Source organism: Actinophytocola sp. (assembly GCF_036378875.1).
Classification (GTDB): domain Bacteria; phylum Actinomycetota; class Actinomycetes; order Mycobacteriales; family Pseudonocardiaceae; genus Actinophytocola.
The window spans coordinates 1-23233 of the sequence record NZ_DASUVO010000024.1 but is presented as its reverse complement, the minus strand read 5'-3'; the positions used below and the strand labels follow the sequence as shown (position 1 = coordinate 23233).

At 69.8% G+C, this 23233-nt stretch carries 20 protein-coding genes and 1 pseudogene; 8 read left to right on the top strand and 13 right to left on the bottom strand.

The genetic code is table 11. The annotated features are described in order from the left end of the window. Positions 1 to 49: 49 nt before the first annotated feature. From VF106_RS07365 to tkt, 3 genes are read right to left on the bottom strand one after another with little or no spacing between them, the layout of a single operon-like run. A complete protein-coding gene (locus tag VF106_RS07365; protein ID WP_330838822.1) occupies positions 50 to 1630 on the bottom strand; it encodes a phosphoglucose isomerase-related protein in 1581 nt (526 codons plus the stop codon). Positions 1631 to 1638: 8 nt separating this feature from the next. Next, on the bottom strand, positions 1639 to 2754 hold the full coding sequence (gene tal / locus VF106_RS07360; RefSeq protein ID WP_330838821.1) for a transaldolase: 1116 nt from the start codon (positions 2752 to 2754) through the stop codon (positions 1639 to 1641). Beyond that, positions 2751 to 4856 (bottom strand): transketolase, encoded by a 2106-nt coding sequence (tkt, locus tag VF106_RS07355; protein WP_330838820.1) that lies wholly within the window; start codon positions 4854 to 4856, stop codon positions 2751 to 2753. The genes tal and tkt overlap by 4 nt, the downstream gene beginning before the upstream one ends. 194 nt (positions 4857 to 5050) lie before the next feature. On the opposite strand from tkt, the gene VF106_RS07350 reads away from it, so the two are divergent. The 3 genes from VF106_RS07350 to VF106_RS07340 all read left to right on the top strand — a co-directional run bounded on the left by VF106_RS07350 (position 5051) and on the right by VF106_RS07340 (position 7216). Beyond that, positions 5051 to 5989, top strand: a complete 939-nt coding sequence (locus tag VF106_RS07350; RefSeq protein WP_330838819.1) for a heme o synthase — start codon at positions 5051 to 5053, stop codon at positions 5987 to 5989. Between the two features lie 79 nt (positions 5990 to 6068). After that, positions 6069 to 6386, top strand: coding sequence for an ArsR/SmtB family transcription factor (locus VF106_RS07345; protein WP_330838818.1), 318 nt, complete (start codon positions 6069 to 6071; stop codon positions 6384 to 6386). Then, positions 6383 to 7216: an SRPBCC domain-containing protein gene (locus VF106_RS07340; RefSeq protein WP_330838817.1), complete on the top strand. Its 834-nt coding sequence runs from the start codon at positions 6383 to 6385 to the stop codon at positions 7214 to 7216. The genes VF106_RS07345 and VF106_RS07340 overlap by 4 nt, the downstream gene beginning before the upstream one ends. Here the strand turns inward: VF106_RS07340 and VF106_RS07335 are convergent. The 3 genes from VF106_RS07335 to VF106_RS07325 all read right to left on the bottom strand — a co-directional run bounded on the left by VF106_RS07335 (position 7213) and on the right by VF106_RS07325 (position 9659). After that, positions 7213 to 7896: an HD domain-containing protein gene (locus VF106_RS07335; protein ID WP_330838816.1), complete on the bottom strand. Its 684-nt coding sequence runs from the start codon at positions 7894 to 7896 to the stop codon at positions 7213 to 7215. The two genes, VF106_RS07340 and VF106_RS07335, sit on opposite strands and share 4 nt — an antisense overlap. A 95-nt stretch (positions 7897 to 7991) precedes the next feature. Then, on the bottom strand, positions 7992 to 8645 hold the full coding sequence (locus VF106_RS07330) for a hypothetical protein (protein ID WP_330838815.1): 654 nt from the start codon (positions 8643 to 8645) through the stop codon (positions 7992 to 7994). Between the two features lie 6 nt (positions 8646 to 8651). Next, the gene (locus VF106_RS07325; protein ID WP_330838814.1) at positions 8652 to 9659 is read right to left on the bottom strand and encodes a hypothetical protein; all 1008 of its coding nucleotides are present in this window, start codon (positions 9657 to 9659) and stop codon (positions 8652 to 8654) included. A gap of 211 nt (positions 9660 to 9870) precedes the next feature. On the opposite strand from VF106_RS07325, the gene VF106_RS07320 reads away from it, so the two are divergent. Continuing rightward, positions 9871 to 10368: an FKBP-type peptidyl-prolyl cis-trans isomerase gene (locus VF106_RS07320; RefSeq protein ID WP_330838813.1), complete on the top strand. Its 498-nt coding sequence runs from the start codon at positions 9871 to 9873 to the stop codon at positions 10366 to 10368. Here VF106_RS07320 and VF106_RS07315 read toward each other — a convergent pair whose 3' ends face one another. From VF106_RS07315 to VF106_RS07300, 4 genes are all read right to left on the bottom strand, one after another. Beyond that, positions 10369 to 13113 (bottom strand): type 1 periplasmic-binding domain-containing protein, encoded by a 2745-nt coding sequence (locus tag VF106_RS07315; RefSeq protein WP_330838812.1) that lies wholly within the window; start codon positions 13111 to 13113, stop codon positions 10369 to 10371. It lies immediately after the preceding gene. Positions 13114 to 13180: 67 nt separating this feature from the next. Further along, on the bottom strand, positions 13181 to 14179 hold the full coding sequence (locus VF106_RS07310; RefSeq protein ID WP_330838811.1) for a quinone oxidoreductase family protein: 999 nt from the start codon (positions 14177 to 14179) through the stop codon (positions 13181 to 13183). A gap of 20 nt (positions 14180 to 14199) precedes the next feature. Then, a complete protein-coding gene (locus tag VF106_RS07305; RefSeq protein ID WP_330838834.1) occupies positions 14200 to 15153 on the bottom strand; it encodes an acyl-CoA desaturase in 954 nt (317 codons plus the stop codon). A gap of 85 nt (positions 15154 to 15238) precedes the next feature. Continuing rightward, the gene (locus VF106_RS07300) at positions 15239 to 16204 is read right to left on the bottom strand and encodes a COX15/CtaA family protein (protein WP_330838810.1); all 966 of its coding nucleotides are present in this window, start codon (positions 16202 to 16204) and stop codon (positions 15239 to 15241) included. Positions 16205 to 16257: 53 nt separating this feature from the next. On the opposite strand from VF106_RS07300, the gene VF106_RS07295 reads away from it, so the two are divergent. Then, positions 16258 to 17097 carry a TIGR03619 family F420-dependent LLM class oxidoreductase gene (locus VF106_RS07295; RefSeq protein WP_414638889.1) on the top strand — a complete coding sequence of 280 codons (840 nt, stop codon included), beginning with the start codon at positions 16258 to 16260 and terminating at the stop codon, positions 17095 to 17097. A 2-nt stretch (positions 17098 to 17099) separates the two neighbouring features. Here the strand turns inward: VF106_RS07295 and VF106_RS07290 are convergent, their stop codons facing one another. The 3 genes from VF106_RS07290 to mptB are packed head-to-tail and all read right to left on the bottom strand — an operon-like array spanning position 17100 to position 20493. Beyond that, complete coding sequence (locus VF106_RS07290) at positions 17100 to 17816, bottom strand: ABC transporter permease (RefSeq protein ID WP_330838833.1); 717 nt, start codon at positions 17814 to 17816, stop codon at positions 17100 to 17102. Between the two features lie 56 nt (positions 17817 to 17872). Further along, entirely contained in the window at positions 17873 to 18808 is a 936-nt protein-coding gene (locus VF106_RS07285; RefSeq protein WP_330838808.1) for an ABC transporter ATP-binding protein, read from the bottom strand. Between the two features lie 56 nt (positions 18809 to 18864). Then, positions 18865 to 20493, bottom strand: coding sequence for a polyprenol phosphomannose-dependent alpha 1,6 mannosyltransferase MptB (gene mptB / locus VF106_RS07280; protein WP_330838807.1), 1629 nt, complete (start codon positions 20491 to 20493; stop codon positions 18865 to 18867). A 95-nt stretch (positions 20494 to 20588) separates the two neighbouring features. Here mptB and VF106_RS07275 point away from each other — a divergent pair, with 95 nt between their 5' ends. From VF106_RS07275 to VF106_RS07265, 3 genes and pseudogenes are all read left to right on the top strand, one after another. After that, positions 20589 to 21296 carry a helix-turn-helix transcriptional regulator gene (locus VF106_RS07275; protein WP_330838806.1) on the top strand — a complete coding sequence of 236 codons (708 nt, stop codon included), beginning with the start codon at positions 20589 to 20591 and terminating at the stop codon, positions 21294 to 21296. Next, on the top strand, positions 21293 to 22726 hold the full coding sequence (gene sufB, locus VF106_RS07270; protein WP_330838805.1) for a Fe-S cluster assembly protein SufB: 1434 nt from the start codon (positions 21293 to 21295) through the stop codon (positions 22724 to 22726). The genes VF106_RS07275 and sufB overlap by 4 nt, the downstream gene beginning before the upstream one ends. Continuing rightward, a pseudogene (locus VF106_RS07265) lies at positions 22726 to 23233 on the top strand (hypothetical protein); the annotation flags it as partial. The gene sufB and the pseudogene VF106_RS07265, both read left to right, overlap by 1 nt.

Sequence of the window (23233 nt, the reverse complement as noted above, 5' to 3'; positions counted from 1 at the left end):
GCGTCACGTTCCCCTGAGGTGACGGTTCCGGAGGTCGACAGAAGGTGCCTCACTGAACGACCTCCTGAAGAGCCTTCACCAGGTGCGCCAGCCCGGCGGCCCGGTCAGTGAGATGCAGCCGCAGCACCGGGCGGCCGTGTTCGGTCAGCACCTGACCGTCACCGAGCGCCTGCGCGAGCTGCAGCGTGCCGAGCGTGTACGGCCGGTCCGGCACCGCCAGGTCCTCCTCGACCGCGCCGGTCACCTGGAGGAACATCCCGTTCTGGTGGCCGCCCTTGTGGTACTGCCCGGTCGAGTGCAGGAACCGGGGGCCCCAGCCGAACGTGGTCTGCTTGCCGGTGATGCGGGCGACCTCGGTGCGCAGCACGATCGCCGACGCGTCGGCCAGCCGGTCGAGGTAGGCCTGCACGGCGAGGTAGCCGAACTCCGGGGTTGCGGCGAAGAAGGCCGCCAGCACGTCGGTGAGCGTGTCGCCGGACACCCCGTCCGGTGCGTGCACCTCAACCGGGCCGTCCACAAAGGTCGGTGTGGCCGGCTCGGACCTCGGTGCGTCCAAAAGGGACCGGGCCGCCTTCTTCGCGGCCTCGACGTCCGGCTGGTCGAACGGGTTGATGCCGAGTACCCGGCCCACGAGCGCGGTCGTGAACTCCCACAACAGGAACAGCTCGCCGAGCGGGCCCGAAGTGGACAGTCCTTTTTCACCGGCCGGGCCGACCGCCACCGGGGTGGCGTCGTCCTTGGCGTCGGCGAAGCCGGGGCTCTCCGGGCTCTCCACGACGACCGGCAGCAGGCCGGTGCCCTCCTTGCCGGTTGACTCGGCGATCAGCTGCTCGACCCAGTCGCCGAAGCCCTTGATGCCAGAGCCGGTGTCGGCGAAGACGACCTTCTCCGCGCCCTGCGCGTGCGCCGCGCCGAGTGCGGCGGCCAGCTGGATCGCCGGGTTGTCCGGACTGTCGACGGACACCTTCGCAGCCGCCGCGGCGGCATCGTCGAGCAGTGCGCCGATGTCGGCCCCGGCGAGCCCGGCCGGCACCAACCCGAACGCGGTCAGCGCCGAGTAGCGGCCGCCGACGTGCGGGTCGGCCGGGAACACGCGCCGGTAGCCGGCCTCTTTCGAGGCCGCCTCCAGCGGTGAGCCCGGGTCGGTGACCACGACGATGCGGGACTTCGCGTCGATGCCCTCGTCAGCGAACGCCTTCTCGAAGATCCGGCGGTGGCTGTCGGTCTCGACGGTCGAACCGGACTTGGAGGACACCACCAGAACGGTCCTGGACAGGTCGCCCTCGAGCGCGTCGGCGACCTGTCCGGCGTCGGTGGTGTCGAGCACGACCAGCGGCACGCCCGCGGTGTTGGTGATCACCTCGGGCGCGAGGGACGAGCCGCCCATGCCAGCGAGGACGACCCGGTCCACCCCTTCGGTGTTCAGCTCCGACCGGAGTGCCTCGATCTCGCCGCGCAGTGGACGGGAGGTCTCGTGCAGCTTTGTCCACGCGAGGCGGATCGACGCCTCGGACTCCGCTTCCGCGCCCCACAGCGTGGCGTCGCCGGCCGCGAGCTTGCTGGCCGCCTGATCGGCCACCAGCTGCTCGACGATGGCCTCGGCTTCCGCCTTCTTTGCCTCGTCAGTCATGACGGCGCTCAGCTCTCTTTCGCGGCCTTCAGTTGGCCGTCAACGGACGAAAGCAGCTCTTCCCAGGACTTCTCGAACTTCTCGACGCCCTCGTCCTCGAGGGTGACGAAGACGTCCGGAATGTCGATACCCACGCGCTCCAGGGCGTCGAACACCTCCTGGGCTTCCCCCGCCTTGCCGGTCACCGTATCGCCTCGCAGCTGACTTTTCTCGGCAACCGCGTCGAGTGTCGCTTCCGGCATCGTGTTGACCGTGTTGGCGACGACCAGCTCGTCGACGTACAGCGTGGGGGAGTAGTCCGGGTTCTTCACACCCGTCGACGCCCACAGTGGACGCTGTGCGTTGGCGCCCGGCGCGGCCAGCGTCCGCCAGCGCTCGGTGGAGAAGGCCTCCTCGAACGCCGCGTACGCGAGGACCGCGTTGGCCACGGCTGCCTTGCCGCGCAAGGACTTCGCCGCGTCCGTGCCGATGGCCTCCAGCCGCTTGTCGACCTCGGTGTCCACACGGGACACGAAGAACGACGCGACCGAGTGCAGCTCCGCGACGTTGTGCCCGTTCGCCTGGGCCTGCTCGACACCGGCGATGAAGGCGTCCATCACCGCGCGGTACCGCTCGACCGAGAAGATCAGCGTCACGTTGACGCTCACGCCCTCGGCGAGCGTGCGGGTGATGGCCGGCAGGCCAGCCTCGGTCGCCGGGATCTTCACCAGCAGGTTGGGCCGGTCGACCGTCTTCCACAGGTCGAGCGCCTCGGCCACGGTCTTGTCGGTCTCGTGCGCGAGCCGGGGGTCGACCTCGATCGACACCCGGCCGTCCACGTGGCCGGACCGCTCGTACACGTCCCGGAACAGGTCGCAGGCGTTGCGGATGTCGGTGGTGGTGATCTCCTTGACGGCGGCCGAGAGCGAAGCGCCGCGCGCGGCGAGCTCACGGACCTGCTCGTCGTAGTCGGCCGCGTCGGACAGCGCCTTCGCGAAGATCGTCGGGTTGCTGGTCACCCCGACGACGTGCTTGTCGCGGACAAGCCCGGCCAGGTTGCCGGAGTTGAGCCGGTGGCGCGAGACGTCGTCGAGCCAGATGGAGACGCCGAGCTCGGAGAGCTGGGCGAGGTTGTCGGTCATCACGAAAGCCTCTCCGATTGCTGGATTGAGCGGCGAGCCGCGGAGACGACCGCGTCGGCCGTGAAGCCGAACTCCTTGAACAGCGTCTGGTAGTCGGCGGAAGCGCCGAAGTGCTCGATCGAGATGATCTCGCCGGCGTCACCGACGTAGCGGTACCAGGGCTGGGCGATGCCCGCCTCGACCGCGACGCGTGCCTTCACGCTCGGTGGGATCACGTGGTCACGGTACGACTGGTCCTGAGCGTCGAACCATTCCTGCGAGGGCATGGACACCACCCTCGTGGCAACCCCCTCGGACTCCAGGATGTTCCGTGCCTCGACGGCCAGCTGGAGCTCCGAGCCGGTGGCGATCAGCACCACCTGCGGAACCCCCGCCGAGCCGTCGGCCAGGATGTAGCCGCCCTTGGCGACGCCGTCGGCGGCCAGTTCCTTGGTGCCCTCGAGCGTCGGCAGGTTCTGCCTGGTCAGCGCCAGGCCGACCGGCGCGTCGTGCTGCTCGAGGATCGCGCGCCACGCGGCGGCCGTCTCGTTCGCGTCACCCGGGCGCAGGACGACGAGGCCCGGGATGGCACGCAGCGCGGCGAGGTGCTCGACCGGCTGGTGGGTGGGACCGTCCTCGCCGAGGCCGATCGAGTCGTGCGTCCACACGTAGGTCACCGGCAGCTTCTGCAGCGCGGCCAGGCGCACGGGCGGACGCATGTAGTCGGAGAACACGAGGAACGTCGCGCCGTACGGCCGGGTCGGGCCGTGCAGCACGATCCCGTTGAGGATCGAGCCCATCGCGTGCTCGCGGACTCCGAAGTGGAGGGTCCGGCCGTACGGCGTGGCGTCCCACGCCTGCGTCTTGGCACTCTCTGGGCCGAACGAGTCGGCGCCCTTCATCGTGGTGTTGTTGCTCTCCGCGAGGTCCGCGGAGCCGCCCCAGAGCTCGGGCAGCACGTCGGCCAGCGCGCTCAGCACCTCGCCGGAGGCCTTGCGGGTCGCGACGCCCTTCGGGTCCGGTTCCCAGGACGGCAGCTTGTTGGTCCAGCCGTCGGGCAGCCGGTAGGCGGAGGCGCGGTCGAGCAGCTCCTTGCGCTCCGGGTTGGCCTGCGCCCACGCGTCGAAGGACTTCTGCCACTCCTTGTGGGCGTCCTTGCCGCGGTCGGCGGCGAGCCTCGCGTGCTTGAGCACCTCGGTCTCGACCGCGAAGTGCTGGTCGGGGTCGAAGCCGAGGATCTTCTTGACCTCGGCCACCTCGTCGGCGCCGAGTGCGGCGCCGTGCGCCTTGCCGGTGTTCATCTTGTTGGGCGCCGGGTAGCCGATGACCGTGCGGAGGAGGATGAACGAGGGCCTGGTGGTCTCGGCCTTCGCCGCCTCGATCGCGTTCAGGATCCCGACGACGTCCTCGCCGCCCTCGACGACCTGCACGTGCCAGCCGTAGGCCTCGTAGCGCTTGGCGGTGTCCTCGGACAGCGCGATGTTGGTGTCGTCCTCGATGGAGATCTTGTTGTCGTCGTAGAAGACGACCAGGTTGCCGAGCTCCTGGCGGCCCGCGATCGACGAGGCCTCCGAGGTGACGCCCTCCTCGATGTCACCGTCGGAGGCGATCACGTAGATGTGGTGGTCGAACACGCTCTCGCCGGGTGCGGCGTCCGGGTCGAACAGGCCACGCTCGCGGCGGTTGGCCATCGCCATGCCGACGGCGGAGGCCAGACCCTGCCCCAGCGGGCCGGTCGTGATCTCCACACCCGCGGTGTGCCCGTGCTCCGGGTGACCGGGGGTCTTCGAGCCCCACGTGCGCAGTGCCTTGATGTCCTCGAGCTCCAGGCCGTAGCCGGAGAGGAACAGCTGCAGGTACAGCGTGAGGCTGGAGTGCCCGGCGGACAGGACGAACCGGTCACGACCGATCCAGTCCGGGTCACTCGGGTCGTGACGCATCACACGCTGGTACAGGGCGTAGGCGAGGGGCGCGAGGCTCATCGCGGTACCCGGGTGACCGTTGCCGACGTTCTGTACGGCCTCCGCGGCGAGGACCCGGATGGTGTCCACGGCGCGTTTGTCGAGGTCGGTCCAGTCGTCAGGCAGGTTCTGCGTGGTCAAACGGGCCAGTTCGTCGGCGCTCATGGACACGGACTCAAGCTCCCACCTAATTCGTGTTCTCGATCATGCTTTGCCGCACGACCGCGCTGGTCATCCTCGGGATGCCCGGACAATCCACAGCCTAACGAAACCACCCGACGCCAGCCGTCCATGGTCACGTGGCTACCATGCACTTCGTTACCCGAACAGCCGCCACTTACACCACATGGGAGCCACCGGTGAGCGCAGCGCTGGGGGCGACCACCGAAGCCCCGCGCCCAACCCGCAAGGACGTCGTACGGGCGTACGTCGCGCTGACGAAGCCGAGGATCATCGAGCTCCTGCTGGTCACGACGGTGCCCGCGATGATGCTGGCGCAGCGGGGCGTTCCGTCTCCGTGGTTGGTGTTCGCCACCCTCTTCGGCGGCACGATGGCCGCCGGCTCCGCCAACGCGCTCAACTGCGTCGTGGACGCCGACATCGACGCGGTGATGAAGCGCACTTCGTCGCGTCCCCTTCCGCGCCACCAGGTCCCCACGCGCAACGCGCTCGTGTTCGGTGTCACGCTGGGTGTGCTGTCGTTCGCGTGGCTGTGGCCCACCACCAACCTCCTGGCGGCGTTGTTGGCCGTCGCCGCCATCCTCTTCTACGTATTCGTCTACACGATGGTTCTGAAACGACGGACCGCGCAGAACATCGTGTGGGGCGGCGCCGCGGGCTGCATGCCGGTGGTCATCGGCTGGTCCGCCGTGACCGGCTCGGTCGAGTGGCCGGCGTTCGTGATGTTCGGCGTGATCTTCTTCTGGACCCCGCCCCACTTCTGGGCCCTGGCCATGAAGTTCCGCGACGACTACGCGCGGGCCGGCGTCCCGATGCTGCCTGTCGTGACCACCCCGGACCGGGTGGTGCGGCAGATCGTCACCTACTCGTGGGTCATGGTCCTGTGGACGCTGCTGCTGGTGCCGGCCACCGGCTGGGTCTACACGAGCTTCGCCGTCCTCGCGGGCGGCTGGTTCCTCATCGTCGCGCACCGGCTGTACGCGACCGTCAAGCGCGGCGAGCCGGGCAAGCCGATGAAGCTGTTCCACATGTCGAACACGTACCTGATGCTCGTGTTCGTCGCGCTGGCCGTCGACTCGGCCCTGAGCCTCCCGGTCATCGGCCTGCCGCTGCCCTGACTCTCCCCGTGCACAACCGGTTGACCTTGCCCTGCCACGTTCATTACCATTCGGTTATGAAACCGACAGGTGATGGAAGGTGACTGTCGCGCTCGATGCCACCTTCGCCGCGTTGGCCGACCCGACGCGGCGGGCGATTCTCGCGCGGCTGGGCAGAGGCGAGGCGTCGGTCAAGGAGTTGGCCGAACCGTTCGCCATGACCCAGCCCGCGATCTCCAAGCACCTGAAGGTGTTGGAGCGGGCGGGGCTCGTCGAGCGGGGGCGGGACGCGCAGCGCCGACCGTGCCGGCTGGTCGCCGGGCCGATGCGGGCCGCGAGCGAGTGGCTGGGCGCCTACCAGCGGTTCTGGGAGGAGAGCTACGACCGGCTCGACGACCTCCTCGCGGAGGAGTCGTGAGCAGGGACATCGTCATCACACGCGAGTTCGCCGCGTCGCGGTCGCGGGTGTTCGACGCGCACACGAAGCCGGAGTTGTTGAAACGCTGGTTCGGTCCGCACGGCTGGCGGCTCGTCGTCTGCGAGGTCGACTTGCGGCCTGGCGGTGCGTGGCGCATGGTCATGCACGGTCCTGCCGGTGAACGGATGAACCTGCACGGCACCTACCTCGAGATCGACCCGCCGAACCGGCTGGTCATGACCGAGACCAACGCCGACTGTCACGCCCGCGCCGCCCACGAGTCGATCATCACGATCGAGCTGACCGGCGCCACCCTCCTCACCCACACCGCGACCTTCCCGACCCCGGAGATCCGGGACGCCGTCGCGGAGGCCGGTATGGCCCGCGGCGTCGGCGAAGGATTCGACCGACTGGCCGAGACATTGGAGCAGACCATGGACTTCAAGATCGAGATGATTCCCGTGCCCGTCACCGACGTGGACCGGGCCAAGGACTTCTACGAGAACAAGCTGGGCTTTCCCCTCGACGTCGACCAAAGTGCCGGGGAGAACTTCCGGTTCGTGCAACTGACACCGCCCGGGTCCGGCTGCTCGATCGGCTTCGGGGTGAACGTCAGTCAGATGACGCCGGGCCAGCTCAAGGGCGTGCAGATCGTGGTCGAGGACATCGCCAAGGCGCGCGAGGAACTGGTCGGACGCGGGGTGGACGCGTCGCCGGTGTACCACTTCGGCGAGAGCGGCCAGACCGAGGGTCCGGGAGAGGGCTGGAACTCGTTCGTGTCGTTCGACGACCCGGACGGGAACCACTGGGTCCTGCAGCAGCGCGGCTAGGACGCGGCGGCCGGCGTGCCGTTCACCGCCTCCAGCAGTGACGACACGTCCGCGTCGTCCAGCGACTCGCGGATGCACTGCCACAGCTGGAGGTTGGCCGCCGCCCAGTGGGCGTACATCGTTGCGGCTTCGGGGTTGTAGAAGTAGAAGCCCTCGTCGTGCACGCTCTGCTGCTCGCCGCAGATCTTGTTCGCCAGCTCGCGCAGGCCGATGCCGTTCTCTTCCAGGTAGCGGTGCGCGAGCACGACCGGGGTCACCGGCAGCGCCTTGAACAGCGTGTCCGCGTCCGACAACGCCTGGGCCTCCAGCGAGATGTTGCGGCCACGCGTGGCCATCTCCGCCTCGTCGACGATGCGGTCGATCCACGCCGAAACGTGGGCGGACACGCCGGCGCGCTTCAGGATCGCCAGGCGCAGGCTGCTGCCCGCGGCGGCGGCCGAGTTGCGTCGCACCAGGTAGTTGACGTCGTGGACCAGCGCGGCCGTCTCGACCACGCTGACCTCGGCGCCGTTGAGCACCGCGAAGCGGGCCGCCTTCGTGCGCACGAAGTTGACGTGGTGCCAGCCGTGGAACTGCAGCCTGGCCGCGTAGCGCGCGCAGATCCGGCGGACGTCCGCCTCGACGGCGTCGACCACGTCCGGTGGGATCACCGGCGCGCCAACGGACACGTTTTTTGACATGACAGACACATCGACCCCTCCGAACCATGCCTTCACGGCAGGCTGGTGGAGCCGATGGTAAACGGCCCGAGCGCCTTTGTCTTGGTTTCCGCCCGTTAACCGTCCACGGCCTCAAGCCGTTTGGCCAGCTGGGACAAGCGGGACTCCACCGGCACGTGCCGGTGGCTCTCGTGGGTCATCGGGTCGTAGGACAGGCTCCAGGGCGTCACCTCCCTGGACTTCACGAGGAACGTCATCGTCCCGTCGACGGCCTGCGGAATCCGGTGGAAGTCGGACGCGAGCAGGGTGTTCGACGCGCCGACCGGGCACCGCGTCGCGGTCACCAGCTCGGTCGACCTGATCAGCTCGGTCTCCGGCGCGACCTCGGCCGTGTACCGCTCGTGGGTGTAGCCGCCGCGCAGGATGGTCGTGCAGAAGTGGTACCGGTGGTTGTGCACGGAGTCCGCGTAGCCGGCGCGCCAGTCGCGTTGCTCCTTGTACTCGTGCAACCAGAACGTGAACGGCTCACCCGGCTGGTCCCGCAGGCACCAGGCGAAGTGCGTCGTCGTCTCCCGCGATCGTTTGATCACCGTGTCGGCCTGCTCGTTCGGTAACTCGAGCAGGTGGGTGCGGAGGTCGGTCCGCAGTCCCGGTCGCTGCGCCCATGTCGCGAACCACGTCTCGACCGGCTCCCAGCGGGACGAGAGGTCGAAGTCGGCGGATCTCAACTGTTCGGCCAGCTCCCCGAGTGCGGAGCCCTTGATGGCCACGAGATATCAGCTCCCCAACTCAGCTGTGACGGAGAACTCCCGGACGAACGCGGAGAACTCGGCGGTGAGCTCGCCGAACTGCTTCTCGCTCAGCCGGGAGTTGGTGATCTTCTCGAACCGCGCGATGAACTCCCGCCGCGACAGGTCCGGGGTGATCACGAGGTGGTGTGCGTGACGGGACGCGCTGATCCGCCCGAACTCGGCGCGTTCCATGTTGTAGATGAACGAGCCCTCGGAGAACCGCAGTGTGCGCGGGTACTCCGCGGGCGCGTGCGCGTCGCTGTAGAGCGTCACCCACACGCTGTCGTCGAAGATCTCCAACCGGTCCAGCGGTGGGTCGGCGATGACGGTGACCTCCAGCCGCGAGCACCTGCTGCGGGCCAGGTACAGGCCGATGAGGCCCATCCTGATCTCCTTGAGCAGCCGCGCCTGGATGACGTCCACGTCGGTGTCGACGCCTGCGAGCGAGTGGCGGATGAGATATCGGGCACGGCCGCTGATCCCCGAAAGATTGGTGGGATCGGCGACCACCGCGCGGAACTCCCATTCGGACCGGGACAGCAGCATCCGTGCTGCCGCGTGCCGGCCGGAAAAGCCTCGGAACAGGTACTGCCTCGTGTTCTGCAGATCCTGCATCATCAGCCGGTTGAGCGCGGGGTTGGGCTCCGCGGTCGGTTCGAAGACGTGGGTGGGGAAGAACTCACGGTTCATCGACCGGTACTCGTCGGCCAGGTCACGCAACGCCTGCCGACTCTCGTCGATGAGCGGCGTGAGCATGGCCCGCTGAGTGGCGGTCGCGGTGATGAGGGTCTGGCCGAAGCCGACGATGGCCGAGACCAGTGTGCCGGTGGCGACCGCGGTGACCAGGTTCTTGCCGACGCCGGGGTCGAGGTTCGCCGACAGGATCATGGTCAGCCCCGAGACCACCACCAAGATCAGTAGTAGGAGGCCGGTTCTGGTCCAGAAGATCTCTTGAACGGGGTTCTTGCGGAGGCCCTTGGCTTCCGCGGGCACCGTGTATCACCTCCAAGGTCGCACCCGATCGGTCATGAACGTTCCGTGTCTGACCGAGTGCGATGAGTTACAGTACCTCTACACGCTCATGGGATAAATAGGAAGAACGGGTGACCCTGTTAGTTACTGTCAGCCTTTGCTCGTCCAGGAAAAACCACTGTCCAGGCATGCTTTCATCATGCGCATCGTCACCAGGGTCCTACTAGTCGTAGTGACTTTCTTGACACTCACCGGCTGTGTGAGCCGGGTGGGGCCCGCGGCCGTGCCCGAGATGTCGACGCTGCCTTCCCGCGGCCCGGTGGCGGGGGAGTGCGCCACCACCGACATCGAGGTGACGGGCGGGCTCGACGAGAAGCCCGAGGTGACGCTGCCGACCGACTGCGCGCCGCCGACCACCCTCCTGGCCCGGGACCTCACGGTCGGCACCGGCCGGCAGGCCGTGCGCGGCTCGAACCTCGAGGTGAACTACGTGATGATCACGTGGTCCGACGGGCTCGTACTGGACAGCACCTGGGCCGGCAACGACAGCCTGCCCCTGTCGATGACCGACCTGGGCCGCTCCGGCTGGATCGACGGCTGGGACGAGGGCGTGCTGGGCATCCGGGAGGGCGGCCGCCGCCTGTTCGTCGTCCCGCGCGACCCCGACCCCGACGGCACGGGACCGGGCGACACGCTCGTCTACGTGGTGGACGCGACCCGGGTGTTCTAGTCATGGCCCGACCGGGCAACCGGTCGCCGGGTCCGTCGGCTGCTGGTCGCTGTACAGGGTGCCGATCATCAGGGCGCACGTCGGGACCCCGTCCGGCCCGTCGAGCTCACGGACGTTCGCGATGGTCAGGATGGCCAGGTTCCGGTTGTTCCCGATCCGCGACGCGCGGAAGCTGATCGTCCCGGTGGCGCCCTGGAACGTCATCTCGCGGAACATCATCGCGACCGCGGCCCGGTGCGGCGCGATGCCGCCGGGACGTGACTGCAGGAGCCGCACCGCCTCCACGAACAGGCCGGCCGCGTCGTACAGCCCGCCGACGCGTTCCCCCGGCCACGACGCGATCGGCCGGTCCTCGGGTGGCAGCGTGTCCAGCTCCTCCCGCAGCTCCCGGTACCCGGCGCAGAACGCGTCGAGCGCGGGACCGCCGCCCCGCAGCGAGCCGGGTTTGCCCGTGACGCAGTGCTCGCCGGCGAGCACCACCAGCCCGCCCATCCCGACGTAGGAGATGGTCACGCCGTTGAGCTCGTTCAGCCGCCGGCCGGGTGGGTGCGCGACGAACCGGGACACCGCGTCGTCGGCCACGATGTGCGGCAGCTTCTCCGGCTCGGCGCAGTTGCGCCGCACGGTGCGGAGAAAGTCGCCGAAGTCGACCTCGCGCCCGGCGTAGAACGCGATCTCGTCGCGCCGGTCCGCCGCGTTGGCGCACAGCGGGGTCAGCTCGTTCGCGGACCGCTGCCACCCGTCGACGTCCACCTCGACGCCGTCGCCGTCGAGCCGTTCCCGCATCACCTCGACCAGCGTGTTCACGTAGCTGTTGGGCCCGTTCACCGGCGGGTGGTAGATCGTCACCCTGGACGCGCCCAACCGTCGCGCGTACTCGCTGAGCAACTCGGCCTGTCTGGCGTTGTCCGGCACGAGCTGGAAGTACGTCGGCGACAGGTCGCCGAGCCCCACGCTCGTCAACGTGCTGCCGAGTACCGGGATGCCGTGCCGGCCCAGCACGGTGATCGACTCCTCGGTCTCGGCGACGCTGCGGTCGAGCCCGACCACACCCAGGATGCTCGGATCCGACTCGGCGAGCGGCACGAGCTCGTCCCGGACCACCTCCGGCGCGGCGACCATCCCGGTGCCGCCGTTCGCGACGACGACCCGCAACAGCGGCTCGACAACGGACGTCGTCGTGTTCTGCTCACGCTGGCGGATGACCATGCCCTCGAGCTCCTCGGCCACCGAGTGCTCGGTCGCGGGCGCGCTCTGGTTGCTGGTCAGGCCGGCGAAGTAGATGAGGCTGACGTAGGGCCGGTCCGGCACCTCATCGTGCAGCCGTTCCGCGAGCTCGTTCTGCGCGAAGACCGCCTGCTGCGCCCGGCGCAGCCGTTCGTTGCGGCCGAACACCTGGCCGGCGTTGTCGCTGTAGCCGACGCACTGGCCGTGCCCGTCGATCTCCACGACGTCGGTGGCGATCCCGTCGGACGCCGCGCGGACGAACGAGCACCCGACGTCCCAGTAGTTCGCGACGGTCGCCGATATCGGCGTCAGCGCGACCAGCAGCACGGCGGTCGCGAGCAGCTCGCCTACCTTGCGGCGGGCCGGCCACGGCACCGGTCGGGGCCCGTCGCCCGGCGCCGACCGCCATGCGTCGGCGTCCTTGTCGGACAGGTCGGCCGGCTGGCTTGGCCTGGGCAGCGTCACGAACAGGTACCGCGCGTCGGAGGCGAGCTGCTGGCGCCGGCGGGGCAGTCGGTCCTTCCAGTCCGCCAGGGCTTCCTCGGCCACCTTCGGCTCGGTCGGCGTGCGTGGCTGGGGAGGAAGTCCCGGCGGTGGTCCGTCGCTCGCCGTGATGATCAACAACGGGTCGAGCTCGCCCGTTTCGTTGCGGACCTGGTTGACGAGCCGGAGCAGCTCCCACCCGCCGGCCGCCTCGACGTTGTCCAGCAGCACCGTGACGTACGCCGTGCGGCGCCAGCCCTGCCGGCGGGGCAGCACCGTCAGCCGGGTGCGGCGGTAGGCGATCCGCAGGTCCTCGAGGAACGCGTGGACGAGGAGCTTGTGGAGCTGGTCGACGTTCTCGGCGCGTCGCTGGTCGCGCGTGAGCCGTTCGGCGAAGCGCAGGAAGCCAGGGGAGTGCCTGGGCACCATGTACGGCTGGCGCATGAACCACCGGCGCTCGCGGAACAGACCCGGCACCCGGTCCCGGCCCCAGTAGAGACCGACGAGGTAGCCCGCGAGCTTGAACAGACCGAAGGCGGCCTGCACGCGGCCCCCGGCGCGGTCGGCCATCTCCGTCGCCTCGGTCGAGATGCGGGAGCCAAGGCCCCACGCGCGCAGCACCTTCTTGATGGGCTCGTCGCGCTTCGCCTGTGGAGTCGGCAGATCCTTGCTGGCGAGGTGGTGCGCCAGCGCGTAGTTGTCGAACCTCCTGAGCGAGCCCTGCCGGCCGAACCGGCGGTCCCGCAGCACGAGGTACAGCTCGTGCAGCAGTGGGATCACGGCGTCGGCGTGCTCGTGCCGGGCGCCCGCGTCGACCAGCACGTGCGGCACGTCGGCCAGTTCGGTGTCCAATGCGCGGTCGAGCTGACGGAGGAAGCCCTCCGCGCCGGGCTCGCGGATCAGGCAAACCAGGGGGAGCGGCAGGTCACCGCGCACGCCGAGCTCGTCGTCGCGTTCGAAGTACCGAGGCCGTCGGTACAGCGTGCGCACGAGCGTGAGCAGCGCGTGCACGCCTGGAAACACGGGTCCGGACAACGAGAAACCCCCAGCCGCTGTTACACGATGTGCGACGCCGGTGTTACCGGCGTCACACCCATGCTAGCTAGGGCAGGAGAAGCAGCTTGCCGGTGGTGCGGCGTGCCTCCAGGTCCTCGTGGGCCTTCCGCACGTCGGCGAGCGGGTAGCGGTCGCCGACGCGGATCGACACGCGGCCGGCCGCGATGGCCGAGAACAGTTCGTCGCAACGCCACTGGAACTCCTCGGGCGTCGCGATGTGGTGGGCCAGGGTCGGGCGGGTGAGGAACAGCGAGCCGCCCGCGCTCAGTCGTTGCGGGTCCACCGGCGGGACCGGGCCGCTCGACGCGCCGAACAGCACCAGCACACCGCGCCGCGCAAGGCTTTTCAGGCTGCCGTCGAACGTCGTCCTGCCGACGCCGTCGTAGACAGCGGCCACGCCGACGCCGCCGGTCAGGCTCGAGACCGCCTCCGCGAAGTCGGTCTCGGTGTAGCGGATCACCTCGTCGGCGCCTGCCTCACGGGCCAACGCCTCCTTCTCCGCGGTGGAGACGGTGCCGATCACCTTGCCGCCGCGGTACTTCGCCAGCTGGACGAGCAGCAGGCCGACACCGCCGGCCGCCGCGTGCACCAGCACCGTGTCCCCTGGCTTGACCGCGTATGTCGACGTGACCAGGTAGTGCGCGGTGATGCCCTGCAGCATGGCGGCGGCCGCGATCTCGTCCTCGACGCCGTCGGGCACCTTGAACGCGGCCGTCGCCGGCACCACCACCCGCTTCGCGTACGAGCCGGGCGCGGCACACCACGCGACATGGTCGCCCTCGGCGAAGCCCGTCACGTCCGAGCCGACGGCCACCACCGTGCCGGCGCCCTCACTGCCTGGCGTGAACGGCAACGGCATCGGGTAGACGCCGCGGCGGTGGTAGACGTCGATGTAGTTGACCCCGGCCGCGGCGACCGACACCACGAGCTCGCCAGCGCCCGGCGTCGGCGCGTCGACCTGGTCGAACTCCAGCACCTCGGGTCCGCCGGTCGAGCGAACGACAACGGCGTCGACGGTGTCCGCCACGGTGTCCTCCAAGATCACGAGAAGGTTCGTGGAAGACCCTAGCCTGCGGCCGGGGAAGCCAGCTTGGCGGCGAGCCGTTCCGGTCGCGGCCAGCGCACGGCCGACGCCCAGCCGAGCTTCTCGAAGATCCAGATCACCCGCGCGGAGATGTCGATCTGGCCGCGCCTCACGCCGTGGCGGGCGCCCGTCGGGTCAGCGTGGTGGGAGTTGTGCCACGACTCGCCCATGGACAGGATCGCGAGTGGCCAGAAGTTGGCCGCCTTGTCCCGGCTGACGTACGGCCGGTCGCCGATCATGTGGCAGACCGAGTTCACCGACCAGGTGATGTGGTGCAGGAAACCGACGCGGACGAACCCGGCCCAGAACAGCGCGGTCAGCGCGCCCCACCAGGACATCGTGATGAGCCCGCCGAGCACGGCCGGGAGGCCCAGCGTCAGCGCGGTCATCGGGATGAACAGTCGGTCGACCAGCTGGATGTCCTCGTCCGCCAGCAAGTCCGGCGCGAACCGCTCCGCGTTCGTCTTGTCCCGCTCGAACAGCCAGCCCATGTGCGCGTGCCAGAAGCCCCTTGCGATGGCGAGCGGCGAGGTGCCGAACAGCCAGGGGGAGTGCGGGTCGCCCTCGCGGTCGGAGAACGCGTGGTGCCGGCGGTGGTCGGCGACCCAGGAGACGACCGAACCCTGTGAGGCGAGGCTGCCGGCCAGCGCGAGCGCGATTCGCAGTGGCCGCTTGGCCTTGAACGAGCCGTGGGTGAAGTAACGGTGGTACCCGACCGTGACGCCGAGGGAGCTGACCAGGTAGAACCCGGCGGCGATGCCGATGTCGGCCCAGCCGAGGCCCCAGCCCCAGGCGAACGGGACGGCGGCGAGGAGGGCGACGAAGGGGAGGATGACGAACACCGCAACGGTGTACTGCTCGCCGCCTGAGCGGCGGCCGGAGAGAACTGGTTTGGGGGCTTGCTGTTCGCGCGTGGGCGTCAGTGTCGCGGAGATGGCGGATAGACCTCATAACTCGGGTCGGAACGCGGCCCGGCTGCGTCAACCTACGGTTACGTATCCGTAGGTTTCCGCCTCCACGTTAGGCGGTCGGGGCCATCTCTGCCACCGAGGCACGGTTCGTGCCGGCCCTGCCGCGCACCCCGCACCACAGCGAACCCGTCGCGATGATCACCGTCATGGCACCGAGGACGTGCAGGCACACCAGCAGTTCTGGCACGCCGGTCCAGAACTGGACGAAGCCGATCGTGCCCTGCGCGAGGACCACGGCCACCAACACCTGGTAGCGCCGCCACGGCGCCGGGAACGTCTTCTGGGCACGCAGCCACAGGCCGAGCAGGACGAGTGAGCCGAGGAACGTGTACAGGAACGCGGCGTGCACGTGCGCCATGGTCTCGACCGGGATGCCGAGGCGGGGCGTCTCGGGGTCACCGCCGTGCGGACCGGCGCCGGTGACCATGGTGCCGGTGACGAGCAGCCCGGCGAGCAGGGCGGTCTGGACGTACAGCCAGGTGCTGAGCATGCCGGGCACGGCAACCGGGGAGTGCGCTTCCTCACGCGGCACGGCGTGCACGAGCAGCGTGGCGAGCCACACCATCACGGTCGAGGCGAGCAGGTGGATGGCGACGCTCCACCACACCAGGTCGAGCCGGACGGTCATGCCGCCGATGACCGCCTGGACGGCCACACCGACCGGCATCGCGAGCGCGAGCCGCAGGTAGCGCTTGTCGGTACGGGGGCGGTGTAGGTACGCGAGCGCGAAGCAGGTGATCGCGATCAGCCCGACCAGACCGGTGAACAGCCGGTTGCCGTACTCGATCCACTGGTTGAGCGTGTCGTACTCGGGGTGGGAGACCGGGACCATGCTGCCGGGGAAGCACTCCGGCCAGGTCGGGCAGCCCAGCCCGGACCCGGTGACCCGCACGACCGCGCCGGTCATCGCGATCAGCGCCTGCGTGGCGAGCACCGCGATCGCGAACCCCAGCTGTAGGCGGCGGCTCGGGTTGGGCAGGCGGTCGATGCGGGCCTTCAACGATTCCAGCGGCACGGCCCCGATCGTAAAGGGGCTCGTCACAATGCTTTGCCTTGCCCCTGACGGGAATGTCTACCTTCACACGAGTGCGTTTCGCGACCAGCTACCAGCCCCACTTCCACGGCGTGGACCCCGACAGCCTCGCCGCCCTCGCCCAGCACGCCGAGGCCTGCGGTTTCGAGGGCCTCTACCTGCCCGAGCACGTGGCCGGTTATCCGGGCACGCGGGCCGGTGCGATGGAGATCCCACCGACGACACCGTTCCTGGACCCGATCGACTGCCTGGCGTTCGTCGCCGCGGCCACCGAACGCATCCTGCTGGGCACCGGTGTGCTCCTGCTGCCCTACCACCACCCGGTGACGCTGGCGAAGCGCCTGGCGACCGTGGACGTGTTGTCCAAGGGCCGGCTCCGCCTGCTGACGGTCGGCGTCGGCGCGTTCCCGGAGGAGGCCGCCGCCGTCGGCGTGGACTTCACCACACGGGGCCGTCGTGCCGACGAGGCCATCGACGTGCTGCGGCTTTTGTGGTCCGGCGGCCCGGCCACCTTCGCCGGGGAGTTCTTCACTCTCTCGGAGGTGTACAGCCTGCCAACGCCGCTGGGCGAGCTGCCGATCCACGTCGGCGGCTCGAGCCGGGCAGCGGCCCGCCGAGCCGGCCTCCGCGGCAACGGCTACTTCGCCGGCGGCGCGGTGTCGCCGGAGGAACGCGCAAGACAGTTGGACGTGGCCCGCGAGACCGCCGCCGAGGCCGGCCGCGACCCGGACGCGCTGGAGTACACGCGGTGGGGCTCGATCGACATGACCTCCTCGGCGGTCGAGAAGTTCGCTGCCCAGGGCGTGACCCGCATCGTCGTGAGCGGCACCCGCGACGACCTGTCGGCGTTCGCGGACCGGTTCGGAATGGGCTGATCTCAGCTGAGCTTCGTCGTGCGGGTGGCGACGGCCGTCGCCACCGCGCCCCAGCCGACCAGGACCGCGAACACGTGCCAGCCGGGCACGCCGCCGTCCACGAGGGCCGTGTGCATGCCGTCGGTGAGGGCGCCGGACGGGAGCAGCGTGACGATGTCGCCGAGTGCGCCGGGCATCGAGTCGGGCGGCACGATGATGCCGCCGGCCAGGAGCAGCACGAACCACACGATGTTGGCCAGCGCCAGCACGACCTCGGCCTTGAGCGCACCGCCGAGCAGCACGCCCAGCGCGCCGAACGACAGCGTGCCGACGACCGCGAGCAGCACCGTCCACGCCAGTCCTGCCGGGGAGGGTGACCAGCCGAGGATGGCCGCGATCACGCCGAGCACGACCAGTTGGACGGCGACCACCACGAGCCCGGCCAGTGCCCGGCCGGCGACCAGCAGCCAGCGGGGGAGCGCCGTCGCGGCGAGGCGCTTCAGCACGCCGTACCGCCGGTCGAATCCCAGCGCGATGGCCTGCCCGGTGAAGGCGGACGACATCACCGCGAGCGCGAACACCCGCGGCGCCACCGCGTCGACGCGGGGCTCCGGCAGGTCGAACACGTGGAAGAGGGTCAGCCCGACCAGCAGCGCGATCGGGATGAGCAGGGTGAGCAGGATCTGCTCGCTGTTGCGCAGCGTGAGGACCGCCTCGGTGCGCGCGTGGACGAACAGCATGCGCCCCACCCGGCCTCGACCGGGCGCGGGCGTGAACGTGCCGGTGGGAAAGGACGTCACCGTAGCTCTCTTCCCGTCAGTTCCAGGAACACGTCCTCCAGGCTGCGGCGGCCCACGTGCAGCTCCTCGGCCAGCACTCCCTGCTGCGCGCACCACGCCGTCACGGCCGACACCACCTGCGGGTCGACCCGGCCGGTGAGCAGGTATGTGCCCGGCGACGGCTCCTCGATGCGGCAGTCCGCCGGCAGGGCCGTGCACAGCTGAGTGAGATCGAGGCCGGCCTGCGCGCGGAACCGCAGCTGCGCCGCGTCGGGCTCCTCCGCGGTCAGCTGGCTCGGACTGCCCTCCGCGACGACCCGGCCGTGGTCGATGATCACCACGTGGTCGGCCAGCTCCTCGGCCTCCTCCATGACGTGTGTGGTCAGCAACACGCTCACCCCGTCGGCACGCAGCGCGCGCACCAGCTCCCACACGAGCCGCCGCGCCTGCGGGTCCATGCCGGCGGTCGGCTCGTCGAGGAACACCAGCTCGGGCCGTGACACGAGCGCGCACGCCAGCGACAGCCGCTGCTGCTGACCGCCCGACAGCCGCTTGTAGGGCGTCCGCCGCGCCGAGGACAGGCCGAGCACGTCGATCAGCCACGCCGGGTCGATCGGGTCCGCCGCGCACGCCGCCACCAGCGCGAGCATCTCCTCGGCCCGCACCCCCGGGTACGCGCCGCCGCCCTGGGGCATCACACCGATGCGTTGGCGCAGCCGCTCGTGCTGCGTCGCCGGGTCCAACCCCAGCACACGCACCTCGCCGCCATCACGACGCAGGAAACCCTCACAGATCTCGATGGTCGTGGTCTTGCCGGCGCCGTTCGGGCCGAGCAGCGCGAGCACCTGCCCCCGGTCCAGCGCCAGGCCGAGACCGTCCACCGCGGTGGTCTGGCCGAACCGCTTGACCAGGCCCGACAGTTCCACCGCCGGGCCAGAGGAAGGGACGCTCACGTTCGTAAGGCTATTGCGTCCGCGTGGAGTAGCGGTGAGACCCCCGGCTGCCGGGGTCACGCCACGGGAACAGGCGGTTCGGCGGGCTTGAGCCTGGTGCGCGGCGGGGTCGGCACGTGCTTGCGCACCACGAACAACGCGATCGCCACCACCACCGCCGCGCCCGCGTACGCGTACGGCAGCTGGAACGTGCGGCCGTCGAAGGTGTTGCCGGTCGGCGGGAGTGCCACCGCGAGACCCGCGCTGATGGCCGTCGCCACGATGCGGAACTTCGTGTGACCGGCCGCCGACGCCAACGGGATGATCGCCCACAGCAGGTACCACGGCTGGACCGTCGCGCCGAGCACCAGCACGGCGCCCATCGCCGCGCCCAACCCGATCATCGGCCGCAGCCGCCAGCGGAAGCTGTCCAGCAGCAGCTTCGCGGCCAAAAGCGGCCCGAGGACCGTGCCGACCAGCCTACTGACGGTGATCGACGCGTCGATGTGGTTGCCCAGCCCGAGCATGATCCCGAGCCCGCCGGCGCCGAAGCCGAGCGCGGTCATCGGCGCCATCCAGCTCTTGATCGTGTTCGCGGTGTTCAGCGTCGCCGTCCAGCCGAGGCCGAGGCCGCTGCCGAACGACGTCAGCGCGACCACCGCGAGAAAGATCACCAGCAGCGGACCGGCGGTCAGGAACAGGTGTTTCCACTTCCCGCCCCACCGTCTGGCGATCATCACCCCGAGGAAGCCGAGCGCCAGCGCGGCGGGGATCTTCACCACCGAGCCGAGCGTGATCACCGTCGCACCGATGCCGTACCAGAGCAGCTCGCCGGGCTGCCACGGCGGGAACGGCCCCCGTGGTCCGCAGCGGGGCATGCGCCGAAGCCCCAGCTCGATGCCGACCAGCATGAGGCCGATCGCGAGCGCCTCGTTGTGCACACCGACGACCAGGTGGAACAGCACCAGCGGGTTGGCCGCGCCGAGCCACAGGGCGCTCACCGGGTTGATGCCGAACCGCCGGGCCAGCCGTGGCAGCGCCCACACGATCATGGCGAGGCCGAACAGCGCGAGCAGCCGCTGGAACGCGACGCCCATCACCACGTGGTCGCCGGTGAGCCACGTGATCCCGCGCCCGATCACCAGGAACAGCGGCCCGTACGGCGACGGGGTCTCCCGCCACATGGTCGGCACGTTCTTCGTCAGGACGTCGGCGTTGCCCAGCGCCTCAGCGGGCCCCACCGTGTACGGGTCGAGCCCGCGCGCGGCGATCTCGCTCTGCGCGAGGTAGCTGTAGACGTCCTTGCTGAACATCGGCACGGTTAGCACGAGGGGCGCGGTCCACATGACCAGCGTGCGGGCCATTTGCGGCAGCGAGACCATCCGTGCGCGGCCCGGCATCGCGAGCCGGCCGAGGCCCAGCCACGCCAGCACGATCATGAACACGCCGGCGAACGCGATGGCCAGCGACACCGTGGTCATCCGGCTGAACAGGCCGAACACCGGCAGGCCGAACACCGGGTTGTACACCGGCGCGGCGCCGGCGCCCAGCGATCCAACGGCCAGTAGCAGCGCGCCCACCGTGCCGAACCGGCGGATCACGTCCAGTTGTCGCCGCTCGTGATTGTCTAGTGGCTCGCTGGTGGCTTCCACGCGCGTGACAGGCCGCCCGTTGACCTCGTCCGGTACCGCCACACCCTTTCCCACGTGCGGAAGCGTATCGGCACGTAGTGATGGTGACACCGATCACCTCAGCAGGGGGGAGCTTTGCCCGCCGTTCCGAAATAAGACACACTGGTGTTGTGAAAAACGAGCAGCTGGCCGAGGGCCGCACCAGGCATGGTGTGGCGCGCCTGCTGCTGGAACGCGGACCGATCACCGCGGCCGCCGTCGCCGAGACCCTCGAGATCAGCCCAGCGGCGGTCCGCCGCCACCTGGACGCCCTGGTCGCGGACGGTGAGGCGTGCATGCGTGACGCCCCGCGCCGCGGCCAGCGGGGCCGGGGACGACCGGCGAAGCTGTGGCTGCTGACCGAGAGCGGACGTGCCCGCTTCGGCCACGCCTACGATGACCTGGCGATCGCCGCCATCCGCTTCGTCGCCGAGGCGGGCGGCGAGACCGCGGTCCGCGAGTTCGCACAGCGACGTGCGGCCACCCTGGTCGACCGGCACCGCACGCAGGTGCTGGGCATGCCGGGGCTTCCCGAGCGGGCCGAGGCCCTCGCGGAGGCCCTCACCAGGGAGGGTTACGCTGCGTCGACCCGGCGCGTCGGGACAGGGGAGCAGCTCTGCCAGCACCACTGCCCGGTCGCGCACGTCGCGGCGGAGTTCCCCGAGCTGTGCGAGGTCGAGACGGCGGCGTTCGCCGAACTCCTCGGCACTCACGTACAGCGACTGTCCACAATCGCACGCGGGGACGCCGCGTGCACCACACACGTACCGCTCGGTGACCCCCGAACAACCGAGCCGGGCGATGCCACCACCACAACCATCGAAGGGACGCCTTCATGACCACCGCTGCCGAGCAGCGCCTGCAGGCCCAGGGCGAGACCCTGGCGGCCATGGGCAACTACGAGTTCGGCTGGGCCGACTCGGACGTCGCTGGCGCCGCCGCCCAGCGTGGCCTGTCCGAGGCCGTCGTCCGGGACATCTCCGCGAAGAAGAACGAGCCGCAGTGGATGCTCGAGTCGCGACTCAAGGGACTGCAGCTCTTCGACCGCAAGCCCATGCCCAACTGGGGCGCCGACCTGTCCGGCATCGACTTCGACACGATCAAGTACTTCGTGCGGTCGACCGAGAAGCAGGCCCAGAGCTGGGAGGACCTGCCCGAGGACATCAAGAACACCTACGACAAGCTGGGCATCCCGGAGGCGGAGAAGGCCCGTCTGGTCGCCGGTGTCGCGGCGCAGTACGAGTCCGAGGTGGTCTACCACAAGATCAACGAGGAGCTCGAGAAGCAGGGCGTGATCTTCCTCGACACGGACACCGCGCTCAAGGAGCACCCTGAGCTGTTCGAGGAGTACTACGGCTCGGTCATCCCCCACGGTGACAACAAGTTCTCCGCGCTGAACGGCGCCGTCTGGTCCGGTGGCTCGTTCATCTACGTGCCGAAGGGCGTGCACGTCGAGATCCCGCTGCAGGCCTACTTCCGGATCAACACCGAGAACATGGGCCAGTTCGAGCGGACCCTGATGATCATCGACGAGGGCGCCTACGTGCACTACGTCGAGGGCTGCACCGCGCCGATCTACAAGAGCGACTCGCTGCACTCCGCGGTCGTCGAGATCATCGTCAAGAAGAACGCGCGCTGCCGGTACACGACCATCCAGAACTGGTCGAACAACGTCTACAACCTGGTCACCAAGCGGGCCGTGGCCCACGAGGGCGCGACCATGGAGTGGGTCGACGGCAACCTCGGCTCCAAGGTGACGATGAAGTACCCGGCCGTCTGGATGACCGGCGAGCACGCCAAGGGCGAGGTCCTCTCGATCGCCTTCGCGGGCGAGGGCCAGCACCAGGACGCCGGCGCCAAGATGGTGCACGCCGCCCCGCACACCTCCTCGACCATCGTGTCGAAGTCGGTGGCCCGTGGCGGTGGCCGCACGTCCTACCGCGGCCTGGTCCAGATCGACGAGGGTGCCTACGGCTCCAAGTCGACGGTGAAGTGCGACGCGCTCCTGGTCGACACGATCAGCCGCTCGGACACCTACCCCTACGTCGACGTCCGCGAGGACGACGTGTCGATGGGTCACGAGGCGACCGTCTCGCGCGTCAGCGACGACCAGCTCTTCTACCTGATGAGCCGCGGCCTGTCCGAGGACGAGGCCATGGCCATGGTGGTGCGCGGGTTCGTGGAGCCGATCGCCCGCGAGCTGCCCATGGAGTACGCCCTCGAGCTGAACCGGCTCATCGAGCTGCAGATGGAAGGTGCCGTCGGCTGATGAGTTCCGACACCACCAGCACGACCGACCTCACCACCGACTCCGCGGACCTCGCCGGCGAGCTCTTCGCCCCCGGCGTGGGCGCCCAGGCGGGTCCGCCGACCACCCCGGCCGACGCGACCGGTGTCGCGCCGGGTGCGCACTCGCACGGCGGGCCGACCCCGACCGGCTCCCCGGCCGAGCGGTTCACCTCGCTCGACCCGGACGCCTTCGGCGTGCCCACCGGGCGCGAGGAGACCTGGCGCTTCACGCCGATGAAGCGGATCCGTCCGCTCCTGGACGGCGCCGCTTCCGATGAGCACCTGACCTGGGTGACCGACCTGCCCGAGGGCGTCGAGCTCTCCTCGGTCGACGCCGACGACCCGCTGCTCAAGGGCCTGCCCGAGCCGGCCGACCGGCTCGCCGCGCTCGCCCGTCAGCGCAGCGGCGGTGCCGCGGTCGTCCGCATCCCGTCCGAGGCGCAGCTCGACCGCCCCGTCACGCTCGGTCTCTCGGGCACCGGCTCGG